At 38.8% G+C, this 17,331-nt stretch carries 10 protein-coding genes; 6 read left to right on the forward strand and 4 right to left on the reverse strand.

The features are described 5' to 3' along the window. Positions 1-6 precede the first annotated feature (6 nt). Positions 7-1,425 (reverse strand): alpha-L-fucosidase, encoded by a 1,419-nt coding sequence (locus ABVM52_RS09725; protein WP_405379966.1) that lies wholly within the window; start codon positions 1,423-1,425, stop codon positions 7-9. A gap of 437 nt (positions 1,426-1,862) precedes the next feature. Here ABVM52_RS09725 and ABVM52_RS09730 point away from each other — a divergent pair, with 437 nt between their 5' ends. The 4 genes from ABVM52_RS09730 (at position 1,863) to ABVM52_RS09745 (ending at position 6,038) form a co-directional block, all read left to right on the forward strand. Continuing rightward, a complete protein-coding gene (locus ABVM52_RS09730; RefSeq protein ID WP_405379968.1) occupies positions 1,863-3,221 on the forward strand; it encodes a Gfo/Idh/MocA family protein in 1,359 nt (452 codons plus the stop codon). A gap of 12 nt (positions 3,222-3,233) precedes the next feature. Beyond that, the gene (locus tag ABVM52_RS09735; protein ID WP_405379970.1) at positions 3,234-4,310 is read left to right on the forward strand and encodes a PmoA family protein; all 1,077 of its coding nucleotides are present in this window, start codon (positions 3,234-3,236) and stop codon (positions 4,308-4,310) included. A 45-nt stretch (positions 4,311-4,355) separates the two neighbouring features. After that, complete coding sequence (locus tag ABVM52_RS09740) at positions 4,356-4,922, forward strand: DUF1080 domain-containing protein (RefSeq protein ID WP_405379972.1); 567 nt, start codon at positions 4,356-4,358, stop codon at positions 4,920-4,922. A gap of 78 nt (positions 4,923-5,000) precedes the next feature. After that, positions 5,001-6,038 carry a substrate-binding domain-containing protein gene (locus tag ABVM52_RS09745; RefSeq protein ID WP_405379974.1) on the forward strand — a complete coding sequence of 346 codons (1,038 nt, stop codon included), beginning with the start codon at positions 5,001-5,003 and terminating at the stop codon, positions 6,036-6,038. Between the two features lie 76 nt (positions 6,039-6,114). Here the strand turns inward: ABVM52_RS09745 and ABVM52_RS09750 are convergent, their stop codons facing one another. From ABVM52_RS09750 to ABVM52_RS09760, 3 genes are all read right to left on the reverse strand, one after another. Then, positions 6,115-7,773 carry a RagB/SusD family nutrient uptake outer membrane protein gene (locus ABVM52_RS09750; protein WP_405379976.1) on the reverse strand — a complete coding sequence of 553 codons (1,659 nt, stop codon included), beginning with the start codon at positions 7,771-7,773 and terminating at the stop codon, positions 6,115-6,117. 41 nt (positions 7,774-7,814) lie between these two features. Then, positions 7,815-10,889 carry a SusC/RagA family TonB-linked outer membrane protein gene (locus tag ABVM52_RS09755; RefSeq protein WP_405379978.1) on the reverse strand — a complete coding sequence of 1,025 codons (3,075 nt, stop codon included), beginning with the start codon at positions 10,887-10,889 and terminating at the stop codon, positions 7,815-7,817. A 380-nt stretch (positions 10,890-11,269) separates the two neighbouring features. Continuing rightward, on the reverse strand, positions 11,270-12,139 hold the full coding sequence (locus ABVM52_RS09760; protein WP_405379980.1) for a hypothetical protein: 870 nt from the start codon (positions 12,137-12,139) through the stop codon (positions 11,270-11,272). A gap of 261 nt (positions 12,140-12,400) precedes the next feature. Between ABVM52_RS09760 and dinB the strand changes: the two genes are divergently transcribed. Both dinB and ABVM52_RS09770 read left to right on the forward strand, forming a co-directional pair. Then, positions 12,401-13,615 (forward strand): DNA polymerase IV, encoded by a 1,215-nt coding sequence (gene dinB, locus ABVM52_RS09765; protein WP_405379982.1) that lies wholly within the window; start codon positions 12,401-12,403, stop codon positions 13,613-13,615. Positions 13,616-14,150: 535 nt separating this feature from the next. Continuing rightward, positions 14,151-17,180 carry a DNA polymerase III subunit alpha gene (locus ABVM52_RS09770; RefSeq protein WP_405379984.1) on the forward strand — a complete coding sequence of 1,010 codons (3,030 nt, stop codon included), beginning with the start codon at positions 14,151-14,153 and terminating at the stop codon, positions 17,178-17,180. Positions 17,181-17,331 lie beyond the last annotated feature (151 nt).

The following is a 17,331-nucleotide window of genomic DNA, read 5'->3' on the forward strand; positions in this document are numbered from 1 at the left end:
TAATTTTTATGAACGGAATGAAAGGGCTAAAGCAGGTAAAGATTTCTTCTTAATAGTATTAGGAAGTACCACTCTTACTTTTCCGTCTTTAAGTTTCCAATTTAATTTCTGGCCAGTTTCCAACAGGGTAACTTTACTGCCTTCCTTTGGAATATTATTTTCCCATGTAACATAATTTGGTACGGCTTCTCCTTCCTTTAAAGGGATAAGTGCATAGGTGGTGTTGTCTTTTTTTGTGAAAAAGTTTGTACCGTCCGTATAATTTTCCGTTGTTATGGTTCCATATATGGCGTCACCATTTGTGGATAGCCACTTGCCAATTTCTTCTAGTTTGTTCACGGCCTCTATGGGGAGCAGTCCGTCTGATTGCGGTCCTACGCCCAATAATAAATTTCCTCCTTTGGCAACAATTTCAATGAGGGTGTGTATTACCTTGTTTGAAGATTTGTAGTTGTCATTTGGTACATAACCCCAAGCATTTCCTAATGTTATACAGCTCTCCCAAGGATTATCCAGTTTGGTTTCCGGAACCGAACGTTCTGGAGTTTGGTAGTTTTCATAAGGTCCGTGTACCGTTCTGTCCGCAAAAATGATTCCGGGTTGTGCCTTGCGTGCCATTTCTGCAATTTTTGGCATATTAATATGCTGGTCCCAGTCTGGTATAGGTGCACCCCAAGCACGTACTTCGTCATTGACCGTTTCCCTTGGTCTAACCCAGCCACCGTCTAGCCATAGAATATCTATTTGTCCATAATCGGTTACCAATTCGTTTATTTGGTTGTAGGCGAAGTTTTGAAAACGCTCCCATCGCTCAGGATACTTTCGTATATCATAATTTGGGTTACGGTCTGGGGTGGCATATTTATCCCACCAGAAATCTTGCGAGTGCCAATCTGGCTTGGAATAATAGGCGCCAATCATAAAATCTTTTTTTCTGAACGCATCAAAAACATGTTTGGCAACATTGGCCTTTGGGTGGTTTTTAAATGGACCATTGGTTATTTTGTAATCGGTCTGTTGGGTATCGAACATATTAAAACCATCATGGTGTTTGGTGGTAAAGACTACGTATTTCATGCCGGCACTATTGGCAGCATCGGCCCAACTATCGGGGTCAAAATTTACAGGGTTGAATACGGAACTCAAATTCCAATACCATTTCTTATAGTCATTATAGGACATTCCCTCAGGTCTTTCCAACCATGCTTCTGAACATAGCTGCCAAGATTCTATAATTCCCGGTACGGCATATACGCCCCAATGAATCAGCATGCCAAATTTTTGATCTCCCCATTCTTTTAGTTTTTCTTGTACTAATGGATCGGTAGGAGCTTCATAAATGGTTGATTTGCCATGAATATTATCTTCTTGGGAAAATGAAAATAACGTTATAAAAATGAAAAGGTAAAGTAGTGTATGCTTCATTAAATTAGGGTTTGGAATTTTAATTCGTAAAGATAATCTATCGGTCAAAAACCAGGAAGCTTTCCGTTGTTATGAATGTTTAAAGATGTAAGTCACTTTAATAAGTGTCAGACTCTGAATAACATAAGTATTTAAATTTTCAAAAAGGACAGGTGTAATTGATCCATTTTCATTCTGATATTTTTTTTAACATTTCACTGAATAAAATATTAAAAACATAGTAAATATTAATTATATTCGTAACCGTTAACGTTAACGGTAGGGTTAAATCATATTTTTAGCAATATATAATTGATGATTTGATAAAATTGAAATATGAAGTTCACATTGCTTTTAAACCGTTGACGCCTTTTTTTGATTCTAAATAAATGCTAGCAAAAAATAATATAAACCAAACCAGATAAATAACGGAACACAAAATTCATAAAAGCAATACCATGGAAAATAAAAGAAGAAATTTTATAAAGAAAAGCGCACTGGCCTCAGGGGGTATTTTTTTAGGAGCCAATGCAATGAGTGCTAGTAGTTACAGAAAAATTATAGGATCAAATGATAGGGTAAGGATAGGTATCGTTGGATTTTCCAACAGGGCAAAAAATGCTTTAATACCTGCCTTTAACGGTCATAGTAAAGCCCAGAATTTTGAGATTGTAGGCGTGTCCGATATTTGGAACAGACGTAGGGATGAAGGTGCGGCTTACATCAATGAAATGACCGGTAATAAAATAAAGCAGTGGAGAAACAATGAGGAAATGTATGCGGAAAATAAAATTGATGCTACCATTATTTCTACGGCCGATTTTCAACATGCCCTACACACAGTACAGGCTGCCAATGCCAAAAAAGATGTATACTGCGAAAAACCTTTTGCCGAAACCATGGCAGATGCCAGAGTGGGTATGAAGGCTGTCAAGGAATCCGGAATTGTTTTTCAAATTGGAAGTCAAAGAAGAAGTGGGGCCAATTACCATGCGGCAAATAACTTTATAAAATCAGGAAAATTTGGCGATATCGTTATGGTAGAAATGACCTGGAACGTAAACCAGCCAGGCCGTTGGAGGTTGCCAAAACTTACCCGTGAAATAAGACAATCCGATACCGATTGGAAAAGATATCAAATGAATAGGCCAGAGGCGGCTTGGGATCCAAGAAAATATTTGGAATATAGATTGTTTTGGCCATACTCTTCTGGGATTCCCGGTCAATGGATGTCCCATCAAATAGATACGGTGCATTGGTTTTCCGGTCTTGACCACCCAAGAAGTGTTGCTGCCAATGGGGGTATTTACCTTTGGAAAGATGGACGTAAGAATTTTGATACCATGTCCGCAGTCTTTGATTATGGACCTACGGATGATCTAGAGTCCGGTTTTCAGGTAACCTATTCTTCCAGATTTACCAATTCCGCAGGCGGAACCAAGGAAATCTACTATTCTAACGCAGGAGAATTGAACCTGGATACCAATAAGGTAAGTGATAATGGTGGTTTGGAAGAAAAGTATGCCAGCGCCATGAATATGGAATCAAATAAGCTTGAAGGTTTTAACCTTAGCGAAAATGCGCCTAAAGTAGTTACCTCAGCAAATACCGGTGCCGATAATATGACCTCTATGCACATGCTAAATTGGATGGAATGTGTTAGAAGCCGTAAGGCTACCAACGGACCCATAAAAGCGGGGTACAATCACTCCATAGCCAATATAATGACCACAGCGGCGTTGAGGACTGGCCTAAAAGCCACTTTTGACGAGAAAACACAAAATGTTTTGGCAGGCGGAGAAATTTTTCAATACTAAAACCTACACTTTATGTATCCATTTAAATATAGTGTATTCGTATTGGCGATACTTTTATTGACCTCGTGTAAAGAGGATAAAAAGAAGGATGTTTCGGATCATACAAACGACAACAAAACCATGCAAGGCCCAGCAATTACTTTTGAACATGATAAAGCGGCCAAAAAGGTTCAGATTAGTATAAATGGTAAGGTTTTTACCAATTATATATATGATGGGCAAACCCCCAAACCCATTTTATATCCTGTGCTGACACAAAGCGGAAAAACGCTGACTAGAGGGTTCCCCTATGAACCTAGACCGGGAGAGCGCGTGGATCATCCGCACCATGCGGGATTATGGTTTAATTATGGCGATGTCAATGGTTTGGATTTTTGGAATAATTCTTATGCTGTTCCAGATGGTGAAAAACAAAAATACGGGAGCATTGTTCATGATGAGTTTTTAGAAATGGATGAAGCCCAAGGAACCTTAACGGTTAAGGCATATTGGCAAAATGCCTCTCATGAGAATCTATTGGAAGAAACTACACAATTAATTTTTACCGAGACGGGCAACACGAGGATAATTGATAGGCTCACCACCTTAAAAGCCTTGAACGATGTAGCTTTCAATGACAATAAGGAAGGAATGATTGGTGTTAGAGTGGCCAGGGAGATGGAGATGCCCACGGATAAACCTGCGGAATTTACAGATGCAGAGGGCAATGTAACCAAAGTTAAGGTTTTAAATAACGAAGGGGTCATGGGCAATTATATAGCAAGTTCAGGGCTTACCGGAAATGATGTTTGGGGCACCCGTAACGAATGGGTGAAATTGGAAAGTAAATTGGAAAATGAACCGGTATCCATAACCATAATAGATCATAAGGATAATGTGGGCTTTCCTACATATTGGCACGCACGTGATTATGGATTGTTTGCCGCAAACCCTTTAGGGCAAGCTGTTTTTTCTGAAGGTAAGGAAACCTTAAACTTTAAATTGCTAGAGGGGGAAAGCACTACTTTTAAATATCGGATACTTATCCATAATGGCTCGGAATTAAGTCCGGAGGAAATCGGGAAAATATTTACGGACTTTAATCAATAGAATATTATGAGGTGTATTGTGAAAGTTGTATTTCTTGTCTTTTTTGTGATACCAATTTTTGGTCAAACAATTGATGATACTTGGGAACCCATTTTTAATGGTAGTGATCTGGAGCAATGGAACGTACCAGAGGATAATATGTGGTGGTCTATAGAAAATGGTACGTTATGGGCCAAAAGTGATCCGGATAAAATAGGATCCATTCTATGGACAAATAAAACCTATACCGATTTTGTGGTTCAGTTAGATTTTAAATTTGGAGAGGGTGTGGTAGATACGGGTATTTACATGAGAGGGGATAACCGTAAGAATGTGCAGGTGCAGATTGGTATATCCGGGTCGTTGAAGAAAGATATGACCGGGGCACCCTATGTGCCCACGTTAGGTTACCCGGTAGAGGCATCTGGAGTAGAGGCATTGTTAGACCAGAAGGGGTGGAATACGATAAGGGCGAAAACAGTGGGCAATACGTATACCGTTTGGCTCAACGGAATAGAGGTGATGAACTACGAGCTAGAGAACGCCAATTTAAAAGGCCCTATAGGGTTGCAATTGCATCCCGGCAATGAAATGACCGTACAGTTCAGAAATATTATGGTAAATGAACTTTGACCCTTATATTATGTGAAATTAATTTTCATGAATCCATATAGGGTAGTACCTTATCGCAAATAATTTAAAGGGTGAACTTTGAGTATAGGGATTAAGCAGATAGCCGAAATGGCCAATGTCTCCATTGGTACTGTAGATCGTGTGCTACATAAACGCGGTGGGGTATCCAAGGAAACGGAATTAAGGGTATTAAAGATAATTGAGGAAAATGGCTATCAAAAAAATACAGTGGCCAGTAGGTTAAAACTTGCTTCTGTAAATAAGATAAAATTTGCCATTTTACTACCAGAATCAACAACAACCTCAAGTTATTGGGAATTACCAAAATTAGGTATTACCAATGCCCTACAAGAATTAAAGGAATTTGGGGTGCGTGGCGATTATTATCAATTTTCAGGTTCTTCATCATCTTCCTTTAGAAAAAAATGCAATCAAATTATTTTAAAAAATTATGATGCAATTATAACGGTACCTTTTTATGAGAATGAATGTAATATGTTGTTGGAGGTTTCCCAAAAAAGACAGTTAAAAGTGATCTTTTTGGACACTGAAATCCCATTAAAATATCCATCTAATTTTATAAGACAAAATTCACATAAAGCCGGTATGGTAGCTGGTAGATTGTTACATGGTTTGGTAGGTGGGCAAGGGAAATATTTTATTGTGAATACCTATAACGACCTAGGAATACAGTTCAATAACAAACAACGGGAAGATGGCTTTAGGGCCTTTTTTAAATCTCTGGGGCATAACGTGGTAATTAAAACCGTTAACCACCCATTAAATGAAGCGTTACAGATTACTGAAGAAATGCTTTCTTGGTTCAAAGGTGACAATCCCAAAGGAATTTTCGTCACTAACTCAAGAGCGCATTTAATTCCTGAAATTTTATCGGAATATAAAGTAAGCAATACATCATTACTTGGTTTTGACCTAAACGATAAAAATTTAAAATATTTAAAAAATGGTAAGATCGATTTTTTAATCAATCAACAACCAAAATACCAAGGATACGCTGCTATTAAAAACTTGTTCAATTCCTTGACCAAGCAGGATAACGTGCAACTTGATCTTGATATTCCCGTAGAGATTTTCGTAAAGGAACATTTTCTTTGATATCGCTCTATAAAAAATCCTCCTAAAACCAATATGATCAAAGGAGGATTAGTAAAACTAACTCAAACTAGTATTTTTATTGTGGATAACCCGGGTTTTGTGGATAACCGCCCAATGCCCTATCTATTTGATTTTGTGGTATTGGTCTAACAATATGGTAATCCTGAATGTTGGGTGATGCTTGCGGATTATATAATCTTGTCCGTTCCACTAATTTGCCCGTTCTTGCCAAATCTGGCCAGCGATGTCCTTCTCCTACTAATTCTCTGGCTCTTTCATCCAGTAAAAAATCTAAGTCTACATCTGCCGCGGTAACCTGTGAGGCCGTTTCTTGACCTAGGACAGCTGCCCTAGCACGTATTACATTAATATCATCGGCTGCACCGGAAGGGTTATTTTGTTGCAATCTGGCTTCTGCCCTTAACAAATACGCATCTCCTAAACGCATTAATATGAAATCTCGCTGGCCGTTTACTTTTTGTCTGTCCGGTCTTGTTGGGTCGATCCATTTGTTCATGGATGGAAAAAGCCGTTCATTATATTCATCATTAGAATAAACTAAATAAGGAACAGCATCTTGTCGGGATTGTGGCCAGTCTACATCTTTTCCAGGGCCAGGGATATAAATTGCGGTATCACCAATAGCTATTGCCGCTCTGGCGGGTTCTTCTCCTACAGCATCTGTAGCAGGTTCTTCTTTGTTGGCGTACCATACATGTTTAAAAGAAGCGTCATATCTGGTATCTATTGATCTATCCCATAAGGTCAACATAAAGTCCGTTGGACGATGTCTTTTCCACGGTCTACCATTGGTAATATCTCTTGTCATACCTCTTCGAACATCATATTCATGCAGAAAATAAAGATGCCATCTATGCCCAAATGGGTCAACATCACTATCTACTTGCGATTTGGAATTGGGTACTACAAAAACCATTTCACTGTTTTCCTGGTTATCTATATCCCATAAATCCGAAAAGTTGGGAAGTAGAGAAAAGTTGTAATTGTTAATGACATTGCCGAACAAAGTTTCTGCTCTTGAAGCATCTGAAGTTTCTGCAAACCCTTGATAACTTCTGGTTAAAAGGACCTTGCCTAACAAAAACTCAGCTGCAGGCTTAGTGGCCCTGCCATAATCAGATTGTTCATCGGGTAAATTGGCTATAGCAAATTCTAAATCAGGTACAATAGCTTGGGTATAAATCTCGGATTGTGCAGTTTTGTTGGCCTCAACTTCTACGCCTTCTGTTTCCTCTAGGCTTAGGTGGGCATCACCAAAAGTGGTTACTATATTAAAATAAAAATAGGCCCTTAAAAAACGTACTTCTGCAATGCGCAGGTTTTTTAAGGCCTCATCCATTTCTACATCCGGAGCACGATTAATAATGGCATTGGCCTGATTAATGCCTTTGTACCAATTGTCCCATGAATCTCTTATATAACTTTCCGATCCATTTAGACCACCATCATAAAAATTAAAGACTTTGTGGCCGCCATCTGCCCCATTGGTCCAGATATCCGTTCCAAAGGTTAACATGGCTGCACTTATTTCCTGTCCATAAAAAGGTTTAAAGGTAGAATAGGTTGCTCTAACACCATCTTCTAAGCCACCTTCTGTAGTATAATAAGAGGCCGCTGAAACATCTGTTACCAGCTCCTCTTCAATAAATTTATCACATGACTTTGTTGTAAAAGCCAGTGCTAAAACAATGAGTATATAAATTTTTCTGTTCATAATATTTAAATTATTCTATTTAAACTAACAATTTTTTAAGATTAAAAGGTTGCCTTTAAGGATAGCGACCATTGTTTTGTACTAGGAACAACGCCACTGTTTAAATCGGTATCGTCTTCTGAAATTTCTGGATCATACGTATCATAATCACTCGCAAACCAAAGATTCTGTCCAGAGACTGACAATCGTAGTTTTTCCATGCTTAATTTTTCCACAATAGATTCCGGTAAATTATACCCTAATGATATATTTCTTAGCTTAATGAAACTACCATCAAAATAACGCAACGTAGAACCGTTTCTTGGACTTTCTTGATTTTCATTAGGTCTTGGGTAGGCATTTGTAGGGTTATCTATAGTCCAATAATCTACATCTAGGTTATTATATCTTCCAAACAAAGAATTATTGCTTCCATGAAAATTAGACTGTACCGTATGGCCCACTCTAAATACAAAGAAAACTCCAAGATCAAATCCCTTGTATGAAAATTTGTTATTGAATCCACCATACCAATCAGGTACGCCATTACCAATAATTTTTCTGTCGTCTGGCGTAATTACCCCGTCCCCATTTAAATCGTTCAATTTAATTTCACCCGGTACCTTATTGTCTGCGGCCAAAGCGGCTGCCTCTTCATTCGCTTGCCAAATACCTATTTTTTCATAATCAAAGAATACTTTTATAGGTTGTCCAATAAACCAACCGTTGCCCACATCATCTAAAGGGTTACCATCCGCATCTGTTAAGGCAAGTTCCGTGATTTCTTCATTATATGTAGATAGGTTTAGATCTACATCCCAATTAAATCCGTCATCAGTGTTATCTATGATTCCTCCACTTATAGAAAATTCAAACCCGGTAGTTCTTGTTGATCCTACATTTTGTAAAACATTTTCGTATCCGGAAGTAGAAGGTAAACTTCTTTCCAGTAAAAGGTCTACGGTATTGGTTCTAAACCAATCAAAAGAACCTACCAAACGATTATTGAAGAACCCATAATCCAAACCAATATCTAAAGTTTTAGACACCTCCCAAGTTAAATCTTCATTAGGAATTTCATTTAGGCCAAAACCTAATGCCGGAGATTCTCCAAAAGCATATACAGAACTTCCTAGTCTACCTGCGGTTTGGTAAGGTAGCACGGATGTATTACCAACCTCACCATAAGATGCCCTTAATTTCATTTCAGAAACCTGTGTTTCCATTAAAAAATCCTCTTGATCAATACGCCATCCGGCAGATACACCAGGGAAGTATTTCCACTGGTTGCCAGGTGCCAACCTTGATGATCCATCTGCTCTTAAAGAGGCTTGGAATAGGTATTTTCCATCAAAATCATAATTGACCCTTCCCATAAAAGAAGCTAGGGCCCATTCCGTCAATCCGGATTCTAATACCCCACCTTGGGTGGCAGAACCTAAATTGTAGAATGATTGTGATTCATAAGGTATTCCGGTTACATTGCCGCTATTGAATTCAAGTCTAGATTTTTGAATACTTTGTAACAGCGTTACTTTAAGGTTTTGCCTGCCTGTTAGTGCTTTATTATAAGTCAATAAATTTTCAAGGGTATAGCCAAAATCATTTACATTAATTATCCCCGCTCTTCCTGGACCACCACGGTTAGTATTTGTAAGACTACCGGCAAAAGTTCCTCTTCTACCTATTCTAATATCAGGGCCAAAAGTAGTTGTCCATTTTAGGCCCTCCATAATATTGATGTCCAAATAAACAGGTGCAAAAATTCTTGTTTGTTGTCTTTCGTCTATATAAGCTCCTTCTACCAATTCATTTAATGGATTAGTACGAATACCATCATTGGTCGGTAAGAATTTTAATTCTCCGTTTTCGTCATATGGAACACCTAAAGGGTTATTGGCCAATGCCTCACCTAGTGTAGCATTTGAACCCCAATTTTGCTCTGTTTTAGCTACTAAAAATGATGCTCCTATCTTAAAAATATCATTGATTTTGTGATCAACGTTTACCCTTCCGGAAAATCTTTCAAAATCCTGATTGCTTATAATACCCTGTTCCTTGAAATAACCTATGGAAGTACTAAACGTTGTATTTTCCGACCCTCCGCTAATTCCAATTTGATGGTTGGTCTGGTATCCATTGCCCGTAACCAGGTCTTGGTAATCCGTGGATCTACCCTGTGCTAGTGATTCTAGTTCTATTGGGTCTAGAAATACTTCAGTATCTGCAGGAATTGTTCCGTTCCAGCCAATACGCCTAGATTCTCTTTTTAAATTTGCAAACTCGGCACCGTTCATCATATCTACCAGCTTTGTAGCAGAAGTAACACCGTAACGGCTACTATAGGTTATTTTGGTTTTGCCAACTCTTCCTCTGTTGGTGGAAACCAGTATAACGCCGTTTGCGCCTCTAGAGCCATAAACTGCTGTAGCTGCAGCATCTTTCAATACTTGCATGGAAGCAATGTCGTCTGGATTGATATCTGCCATAGAACTTGGACCATCTATTAAAGGAATTCCGTCTACCACATATAAAGGGTCGTTAGATGCACTTATTGAACGTCTACCACGAATTCTGACCGTGGGGTTTTGCCCAGGTCTACCACCTGTAGATTGCACATCTACACCGGCTATTTGACCTTTGATTGCATCTATACTACTTGAAACTTGTACAATACTTAATTGTTCTGCAGAAACCGTCTCAATTGCACCGGTTACTTCGCCTTTCTTTTGGGTACCATAACCTACCAATACTACTTCATCAAGTGCAGCGGCATCTGGCTGTAATGATACATTTACGGTTGATCTGCCATTAATTTGTATTTCTTGGCGAGCATAACCTACATAACTAAATACCAATGTACCATTAGATGGTGCGTTAATGCTAAAGTTACCGTCAAAATCTGCTACGGCTCCTGTAGTGGTACCTTTGACCACAACACTTGCCCCAGATAAAGGTATGCCGTTTTCATCTGTAATGTTACCTGTTATGGTAGATTGAACATCTTCAATCATTCCAGATTTAGACGTGTTACTTGAATTTCCTAAAATTGGGCCAACTGCTAAAATGCCGAGTACGGCAGATAGCAGTAAACTCTTTGTTTTCCGACTTAATTTTTTAATGTGTTTTTTTTTCATTTGTTAAGTGTAATTAGGTGGTTAATTATAAGTTCTCTGTTGATTTACATTTAAAAATATATTTAGGGGAGTAGTTGATTTATTTTATTGGCGAGTGACCAAGTTGTGTTTTATGTTTTTGATTGTTTGGTTTTCGTTAACGTACACGGATTGTTAAAAAATGTTAATTAAATGTAACAAAAATTTTTATACAAAAAATAAAATACGTAGTAATAGTGCTAAATGATTGTTATTTTAATAAATAAAACACATTAAATTATAGTATTGTTAAGGTAATTACTAAAAATTTGTATAAATATAGATAGGTTTAAAGAGGGTTTTTTTATAAAAACAGCTTTTTTTTGTAGGAATTGAAGTAATGGTAATAAGTGAATTTAGTGCTATTTTACACTGATCAAAACTGCTTCACAACTTTGTAAATCGGAATTTAGAATTATGTTTTCAGCCTTTTTTCCGTCTGAAATTTCTAATGATACCGTGTTGGGTGGAGAACTACCCAAATTATGTGCGTAGAGGAATAAATCGTTAGGTTTGTTAGGGTTCAATTTTATGTTGAACGCTTGTTTAAAATAAGTGAGGTAATACTTGGAAACCACAGATACACCATTAAGATAAATAGATACAATATCCCCGTCTTGCCTACCATGATCCCAAATTTTGACAATAATATTCTCAGAATCAAATTCAAATTTTTTGGTGTATGAAATTTTTCTACCTTCAAAACTCTCTCTTAAGATAGGTTCTTTTTGTACTTGTTGTGTTGAGACTGGCGTAGGGGAAGAAGGTACTTTTACAACGGGTTCCGTATTGCTAATTTTCCTTCTTTTTTCTTTCTTAACGGGTACAGGATTGGCGTTAGCCAACTGTTGTTTTTTCTTCCGCTCATCAGATGCTGCATTGGTAATCGTAAAAAACGGAGTTACTCTTTTGGCAATGTTGAATTTGTCGTTGGGAAATAATTCTATGGCCACTACTTGATAACGGTTACCAGAACCTATGTTTTTTGCCAATTCTATTCCTTCCTCAAAACCGTCATTTTTAAAAGTACCTAATTCCTGGACTACCATTTCGTTTCTAACTAGAAAGAACCGTATGGTTTTACTAGTGTCAATGTTTACCGTATTCCATTCCAAAGTAACTTTATTTGGAATATTCCAAACCGTACTCGTATTGGGTTGGGATATGTTGATGACAGAATTTTGAGCGCTTTCATTGTCCTGTGCATATGCAAAGGGCAATATAAAGCTCATTAATACTACAGTAAAAAAATGTTTTTTAAGCATAAGAACAGTCTTGTCCCAAAGATAGTATTTAACCCTAACATGCTAAATACGTGGTATTTTTCAATTTAAACTTCAAACAACGTTTCATATAAAATAGCTCTTAATATACATATTCATTTTATAACGCTCAGAAAATTGGTCAAGGTTGTGAATAATTTAATTTGGAAATAATCCTAATAATTGGAAATAATCCATAATTTAGCTATCCCGAATTTTAGAGGGATAGTTATGAGCAAAACCATTTTACATATCGATTTAGATACTTTTTATGTATCGGTAGAGCGGCTCAATAATCGTGAGCTACAAAATAAGCCTTTACTGGTGGGTGGTACGGGAGATCGTGGAGTGGTAGCGGCCTGTAGTTATGAAACTCGCGGATTTGGAGTGCATTCTGGTATGCCCATGAAAATGGCACGTGAACTTTGCCCCGATGCTTTTGTAATTCGTGGTAATGCGAGCGAGTATAGTAAGCATTCTGATGTGGTGACCGAAATCATAAAAGAGTACGTACCTGTATTCGAAAAATCCAGTATCGATGAGTTCTATGCAGACCTCTCTGGTATGGACCGTTTTTTTGGCTGCTATCAATATGCATCAGAAATGCGAAAGAAAATTATTAGGGAAACGGGACTCCCTATTTCCTTCGGATTATCTGCTAATAAAGTAGTTTCTAAAGTAGCGACGAACGAGGCAAAACCAAACAATCAACTAAAGATAGATGAGGGGTTGGAAAAACCTTTTTTGGCACCGTTATCCATTAAAAAAATACCAATGGTGGGTGATAAGACTTACCAGACTTTACGGAACCTGGGCCTGCGACAAGTCCGCACGGTACAAGAAATGCCCATGGAGGTAATGCAAAGGGTGTTGGGTGCTAATGGCGGAGTAATATGGAAGCGTGCTAATGGAATTGATAATACGCCTGTAATTCCGTTTTGCGAGCGAAAATCAATCTCCACGGAACGCACTTTTAATAAAGATACTATTGATGTAAACAGACTACGCGGTATTCTTATCGCAATGACCGAAAATTTGGCATATCAATTACGACGCGGAGATAAGCTAACGGCGTGTATTTCAGTAAAGATTCGGTATTCGGATTTTAATACTTATTCAAAGCAAATGCGGATTCCCTATACCAGCGGAGACCATATTCTAATACCCAAAATTTTAGATCTGTTCAAGACCTTATATAACCGTAGGTTGTTAGTGCGATTAATTGGTATACGTTTTAGTCATTTAGTGTCGGGTAATTATCAAATTAATCTGTTTGATGATACTGAAGAAATTCTAAGTCTTTACAACGCTATGGACAACATTCGTAAACGTTACGGAGACAAAAGTGTGCTGCGGGCATCGGGTATGGGAGCAAAAACAATAGGAAGAATGCATAATCCCTTCAACGGATTACCACCAGTGGTGTTGGCGCATCGGAAACTGTAAGCCCCCTAGCCCCCAAAGGGGGAATGAAATGTTGTTGGTTGTTCGTTGTTCGTTGTTCGTTGTTGGTGGGTATGTCTTGTCGAGCGCAGTCGAGACCTGTTGTTTGTAGAGGAGAGAAAAGAGGGAGCGCATTGCGCAGCACGCTGAGCGCCTAGCGCAAAAACGTCTTCACGAGGAGGCACGACGAAGTGATCTGCTAAATTGGGGTGACAATGATTATCCTTAGTACCTATTTTCGGCAGATTGCTTCGGTGAAAATACCTCGCAAAGACGACACCCGTTCACTTAGCGTAACCGAAGTGAAATGCTGAGTAAAGTAAAGAATATAGAAAATAGAGAAGAGAGGGAGCGCATTGCGCAACACGCCGAGCGCCACACGCAAAGCGCAAAAAAAAGCACACTGCGCGTAGCGTCAAGCGAATAGTGCAAAAAATCGAACGACCAAGAACCAACAACGAACAACCAAAAGCGCGCCGCGTCAAGCGAACAGCGCAAAAAAACGAACAACCAACAACGAACAACGAATAACGAAAAAATGTACCTAAACTGCCATACATACTACAGCCTTCGCTACGGAACCTTTTCGGAACTGGAGCTCTTGCAATTGGCAAAAGATCATGGGGTAGCGCAATTGGCATTGACCGATATCAATAATACATCGGCATGTTTAAATTTTGTTCGTAAGGCACCTGAATATGATGTAAAGCCTATTTTGGGAATCGATTTTAGAAATGGGGTAGAGCCTTGCTTTGTAGGCATAGCCAAGAATAATGAGGGGTTTTTAGAACTCAATGATTTTCTGTCCCATCACATTCACAACGAAAAGAAAATCCCGGAAATAGCTCCGCAGTTTAAACATGTGTTTGTTATTTATCCGTTTGAGAAAGTACTTCAGCATGAAAAGAAAATTTTTGCCGAACATGAATTTATTGGGGTTTCCGTCAACGAGCTAAAGCGACTCCGGTTTTCAAAATTATTGGAGCAGCGCGATAAAATTGTGCTATTGCAACCCGTAACATTTCGTAATAAGCGCGATTTTAATGCACATCGGTTATTACGTGCCATTGATAACAACACCTTGTTGAGTATGTTGTCGGTTACAGAGCAGGCTCGCGATGACGAACACATGTACGCGATACCTAATTTGGCGGCACATTTCTCTGAACATAGTTTTATACTGGAAAACACCCAGCGGTTAATGGATGCCTGTTCTATCTATTTTGATTTCTCCGCAGAAAGAAAAACACAGAATTTAAACAGATACTTAGAGACCGAAGAAGACGACGAGGCATTGCTTGAAAGTTTGTGTCAAGAAGGTTTGCCTAAGCGGTACCCAGAAATGAACCAGGCTGTTTTAGACCGCTTGGAAAAAGAGCTCTATCTCATTAAAAAAATGAATTTTGTCTCTTATTTTCTTATCAATTGGGATATTATTTCCTATGCCCGAAAGCAGAAGTTCTTTTATGTAGGTCGTGGTAGCGGAGCCAATAGCATTGTGGCATACTTGCTTTTTATTACCGATGTGGATCCCATGGAGTTAGATCTGTATTTTGAGCGTTTTATTAATCTGTATCGTGTAAATCCGCCCGATTTTGATATAGATTTCTCGCATCGCGACAGACCGGTGATGACGGAGTATATATTTAATAGATTCGAGAATGTGGCGCTCTTGGGTACTTACGTTACATTTCAATCTAGAGGTGTGATTCGAGAATTGGGTAAGGTATTTGGGCTGCCAAAGGATGAAATAGATGTGTTGTGCGATGGTAACACTCAGGCGAGCAGATTGGACAATATATCTGCTTTGGTATTGAAATACACCCAGCTACTACACGGCATGCCCAATTATTTGAGTATTCATGCAGGGGGGATTTTAATTACCGAGAAACCTATTCACTGGTTTTCGGCAACCAATATGCCCCCAAAAGGTTTCCCGACTACACAGTTTGATATGGTGATTGCCGAAGATGTCGGTATTTTTAAGTTCGATATTCTTGCCCAACGCGGACTCTCCAAAATAAAAGAAACGCTTGATATTTTAGAACGCGACCGCCCAGAAGAATTTGCCAAGTTCGATATTCATGATATCAAGGCATTTAAAAACGACCCCAAGATCAATAACATGGTAAAAACGGCACAGTGTATGGGTTGTTTTTATGTAGAATCTCCCGCTATGCGGATGCTGTTGAAAAAGCTAGAGGTAGATACCTATTTGGGTTTGGTAGCGGCAAGTTCCATTATTCGCCCGGGAGTGTCTAAAAGCGGAATGATGCGCGAATATATTCTTCGCCACCGTAATAAGGGCAGGGCAGCCGAGATGGCGCACCCGGTAATGCTGGAGATCATGCCAGAGACGTACGGAGTTATGGTTTACCAAGAAGATGTGATAAAAGTAGCCCATCATTTTGCCGATTTAGATCTGGGTGAAGCCGATGTGCTACGACGTGGTATGAGCGGTAAGTTCCGTTCGCGGGAAGAATTCCAGAAAGTGCAAGATACTTTTATGGATAATTGCCGTAAAAAAGGCTATAGCGAAAAACTTATTAAAGAAGTCTGGGACCAAGTGGCAAGTTTTGCCGGCTATGCCTTTGCCAAGGGTCATTCGGCATCGTATGCGGTAGAAAGCTATCAAAGTTTGTTTTTACGGGCGTACTATCCGTTGGAATATATGGTGGCGGTGCTCAATAATGGTGGCGGATTTTATAAGCCCGAGTTTTATGTGCATGAAGCTCGTATGTTGGGGGCAACCATACATCCGCCTTGCGTAAATAGAAGTAATGCGGCAAATAAAATTTATGGCAAAGATCTGTATTTAGGGTTGGGTTATCTGCGGGAACTAGAAGAACGGGTCATGGAGCGTATTCTAAAAGAACGTTTTCTTAATGGTGAATTTAATTCGTTGGAAGATTTTTTGGATAGATTGATTATTTCCATAGAACAAGTCAGTATTTTAATACGCATTGATGCCTTTAGGTTTACCAAAATCAATAAGCATGAATTGCTCTGGAAAGCACATCTGCTATTGAACAAGACCAAGAAAATAGACCACCCCAAATTGTTTGCGCCACGACAGCAACATTTTGAGATTCCGTCGTTATACAGTACAAATCTAGAAGTGGCTTTTACGCAATTAGAGTTGTTGGGCTTTAGTCTATGTAGTCCGTTCGAGCTTTTGGCAGAAGCACCTTTAAACAGATCGGGCTGTAAAGATTTAGAGCGTTATTTGAATAGAAATATCGATATCTACGGATATTTAATTACGGTAAAACGTACCAGAACGCACACAAAGAAAGCCATGTTTTTTGCTACGCTGTTAGATCAACGAGGGCAAGTTTTTGATACTGTACTGTTCCCGCCAGTAGCGGAAAAATATATGTTTAGGGGTAGGGGAGTGTATCGGTTTTATGGAAAGGTGGTCAGTGAATTTGGCTTTTTGAGTATTGAGGTCATTAAAATGCAAAAGCAAGACTTTATACAAGACCCAAGATATGCCGATATGAAAACCAGTGCAAAGGTTTTTGATCAAAAGAAAACTGGAGAAAAGAGAATAGAAGTTAGAAAATAGAGAAAGCGCCGTTCGCTATTCGCAATACGTCACGCGCAGATTACGCGTCCAGCGTGAAGCGTCTAGCGCTTGGCGAAATAACGAACAACTAACAACCAACAACCAACAACCAATTTAGAAAGCCTCTAAAACGTAACCGAATATCCAATAT

This window comes from Maribacter sp. LLG6340-A2, assembly GCF_045057105.1.
Lineage (GTDB): Bacteria > Bacteroidota > Bacteroidia > Flavobacteriales > Flavobacteriaceae > Maribacter.

What these genes read in the sequence shown, in the direction of transcription:
- ABVM52_RS09770 (WP_405379984.1), top strand. Translation starts at nt 14,151, where the DNA reads ATGTACCTAAACTGCCATACATACTACAGCCTTCGCTACGGAACCTTT.
- dinB (WP_405379982.1), top strand. Translation starts at nt 12,401, where the DNA reads ATGAGCAAAACCATTTTACATATCGATTTAGATACTTTTTATGTATCG.
- ABVM52_RS09735 (WP_405379970.1), top strand. Translation starts at nt 3,234, where the DNA reads ATGTATCCATTTAAATATAGTGTATTCGTATTGGCGATACTTTTATTG.
- ABVM52_RS09725 (WP_405379966.1), bottom strand. Translation starts at nt 1,425, where the DNA reads ATGAAGCATACACTACTTTACCTTTTCATTTTTATAACGTTATTTTCA.
- ABVM52_RS09760 (WP_405379980.1), bottom strand. Translation starts at nt 12,139, where the DNA reads ATGAGCTTTATATTGCCCTTTGCATATGCACAGGACAATGAAAGCGCT.
- ABVM52_RS09730 (WP_405379968.1), top strand. Translation starts at nt 1,863, where the DNA reads ATGGAAAATAAAAGAAGAAATTTTATAAAGAAAAGCGCACTGGCCTCA.
- ABVM52_RS09755 (WP_405379978.1), bottom strand. Translation starts at nt 10,889, where the DNA reads ATGAAAAAAAAACACATTAAAAAATTAAGTCGGAAAACAAAGAGTTTA.
- ABVM52_RS09750 (WP_405379976.1), bottom strand. Translation starts at nt 7,773, where the DNA reads ATGAACAGAAAAATTTATATACTCATTGTTTTAGCACTGGCTTTTACA.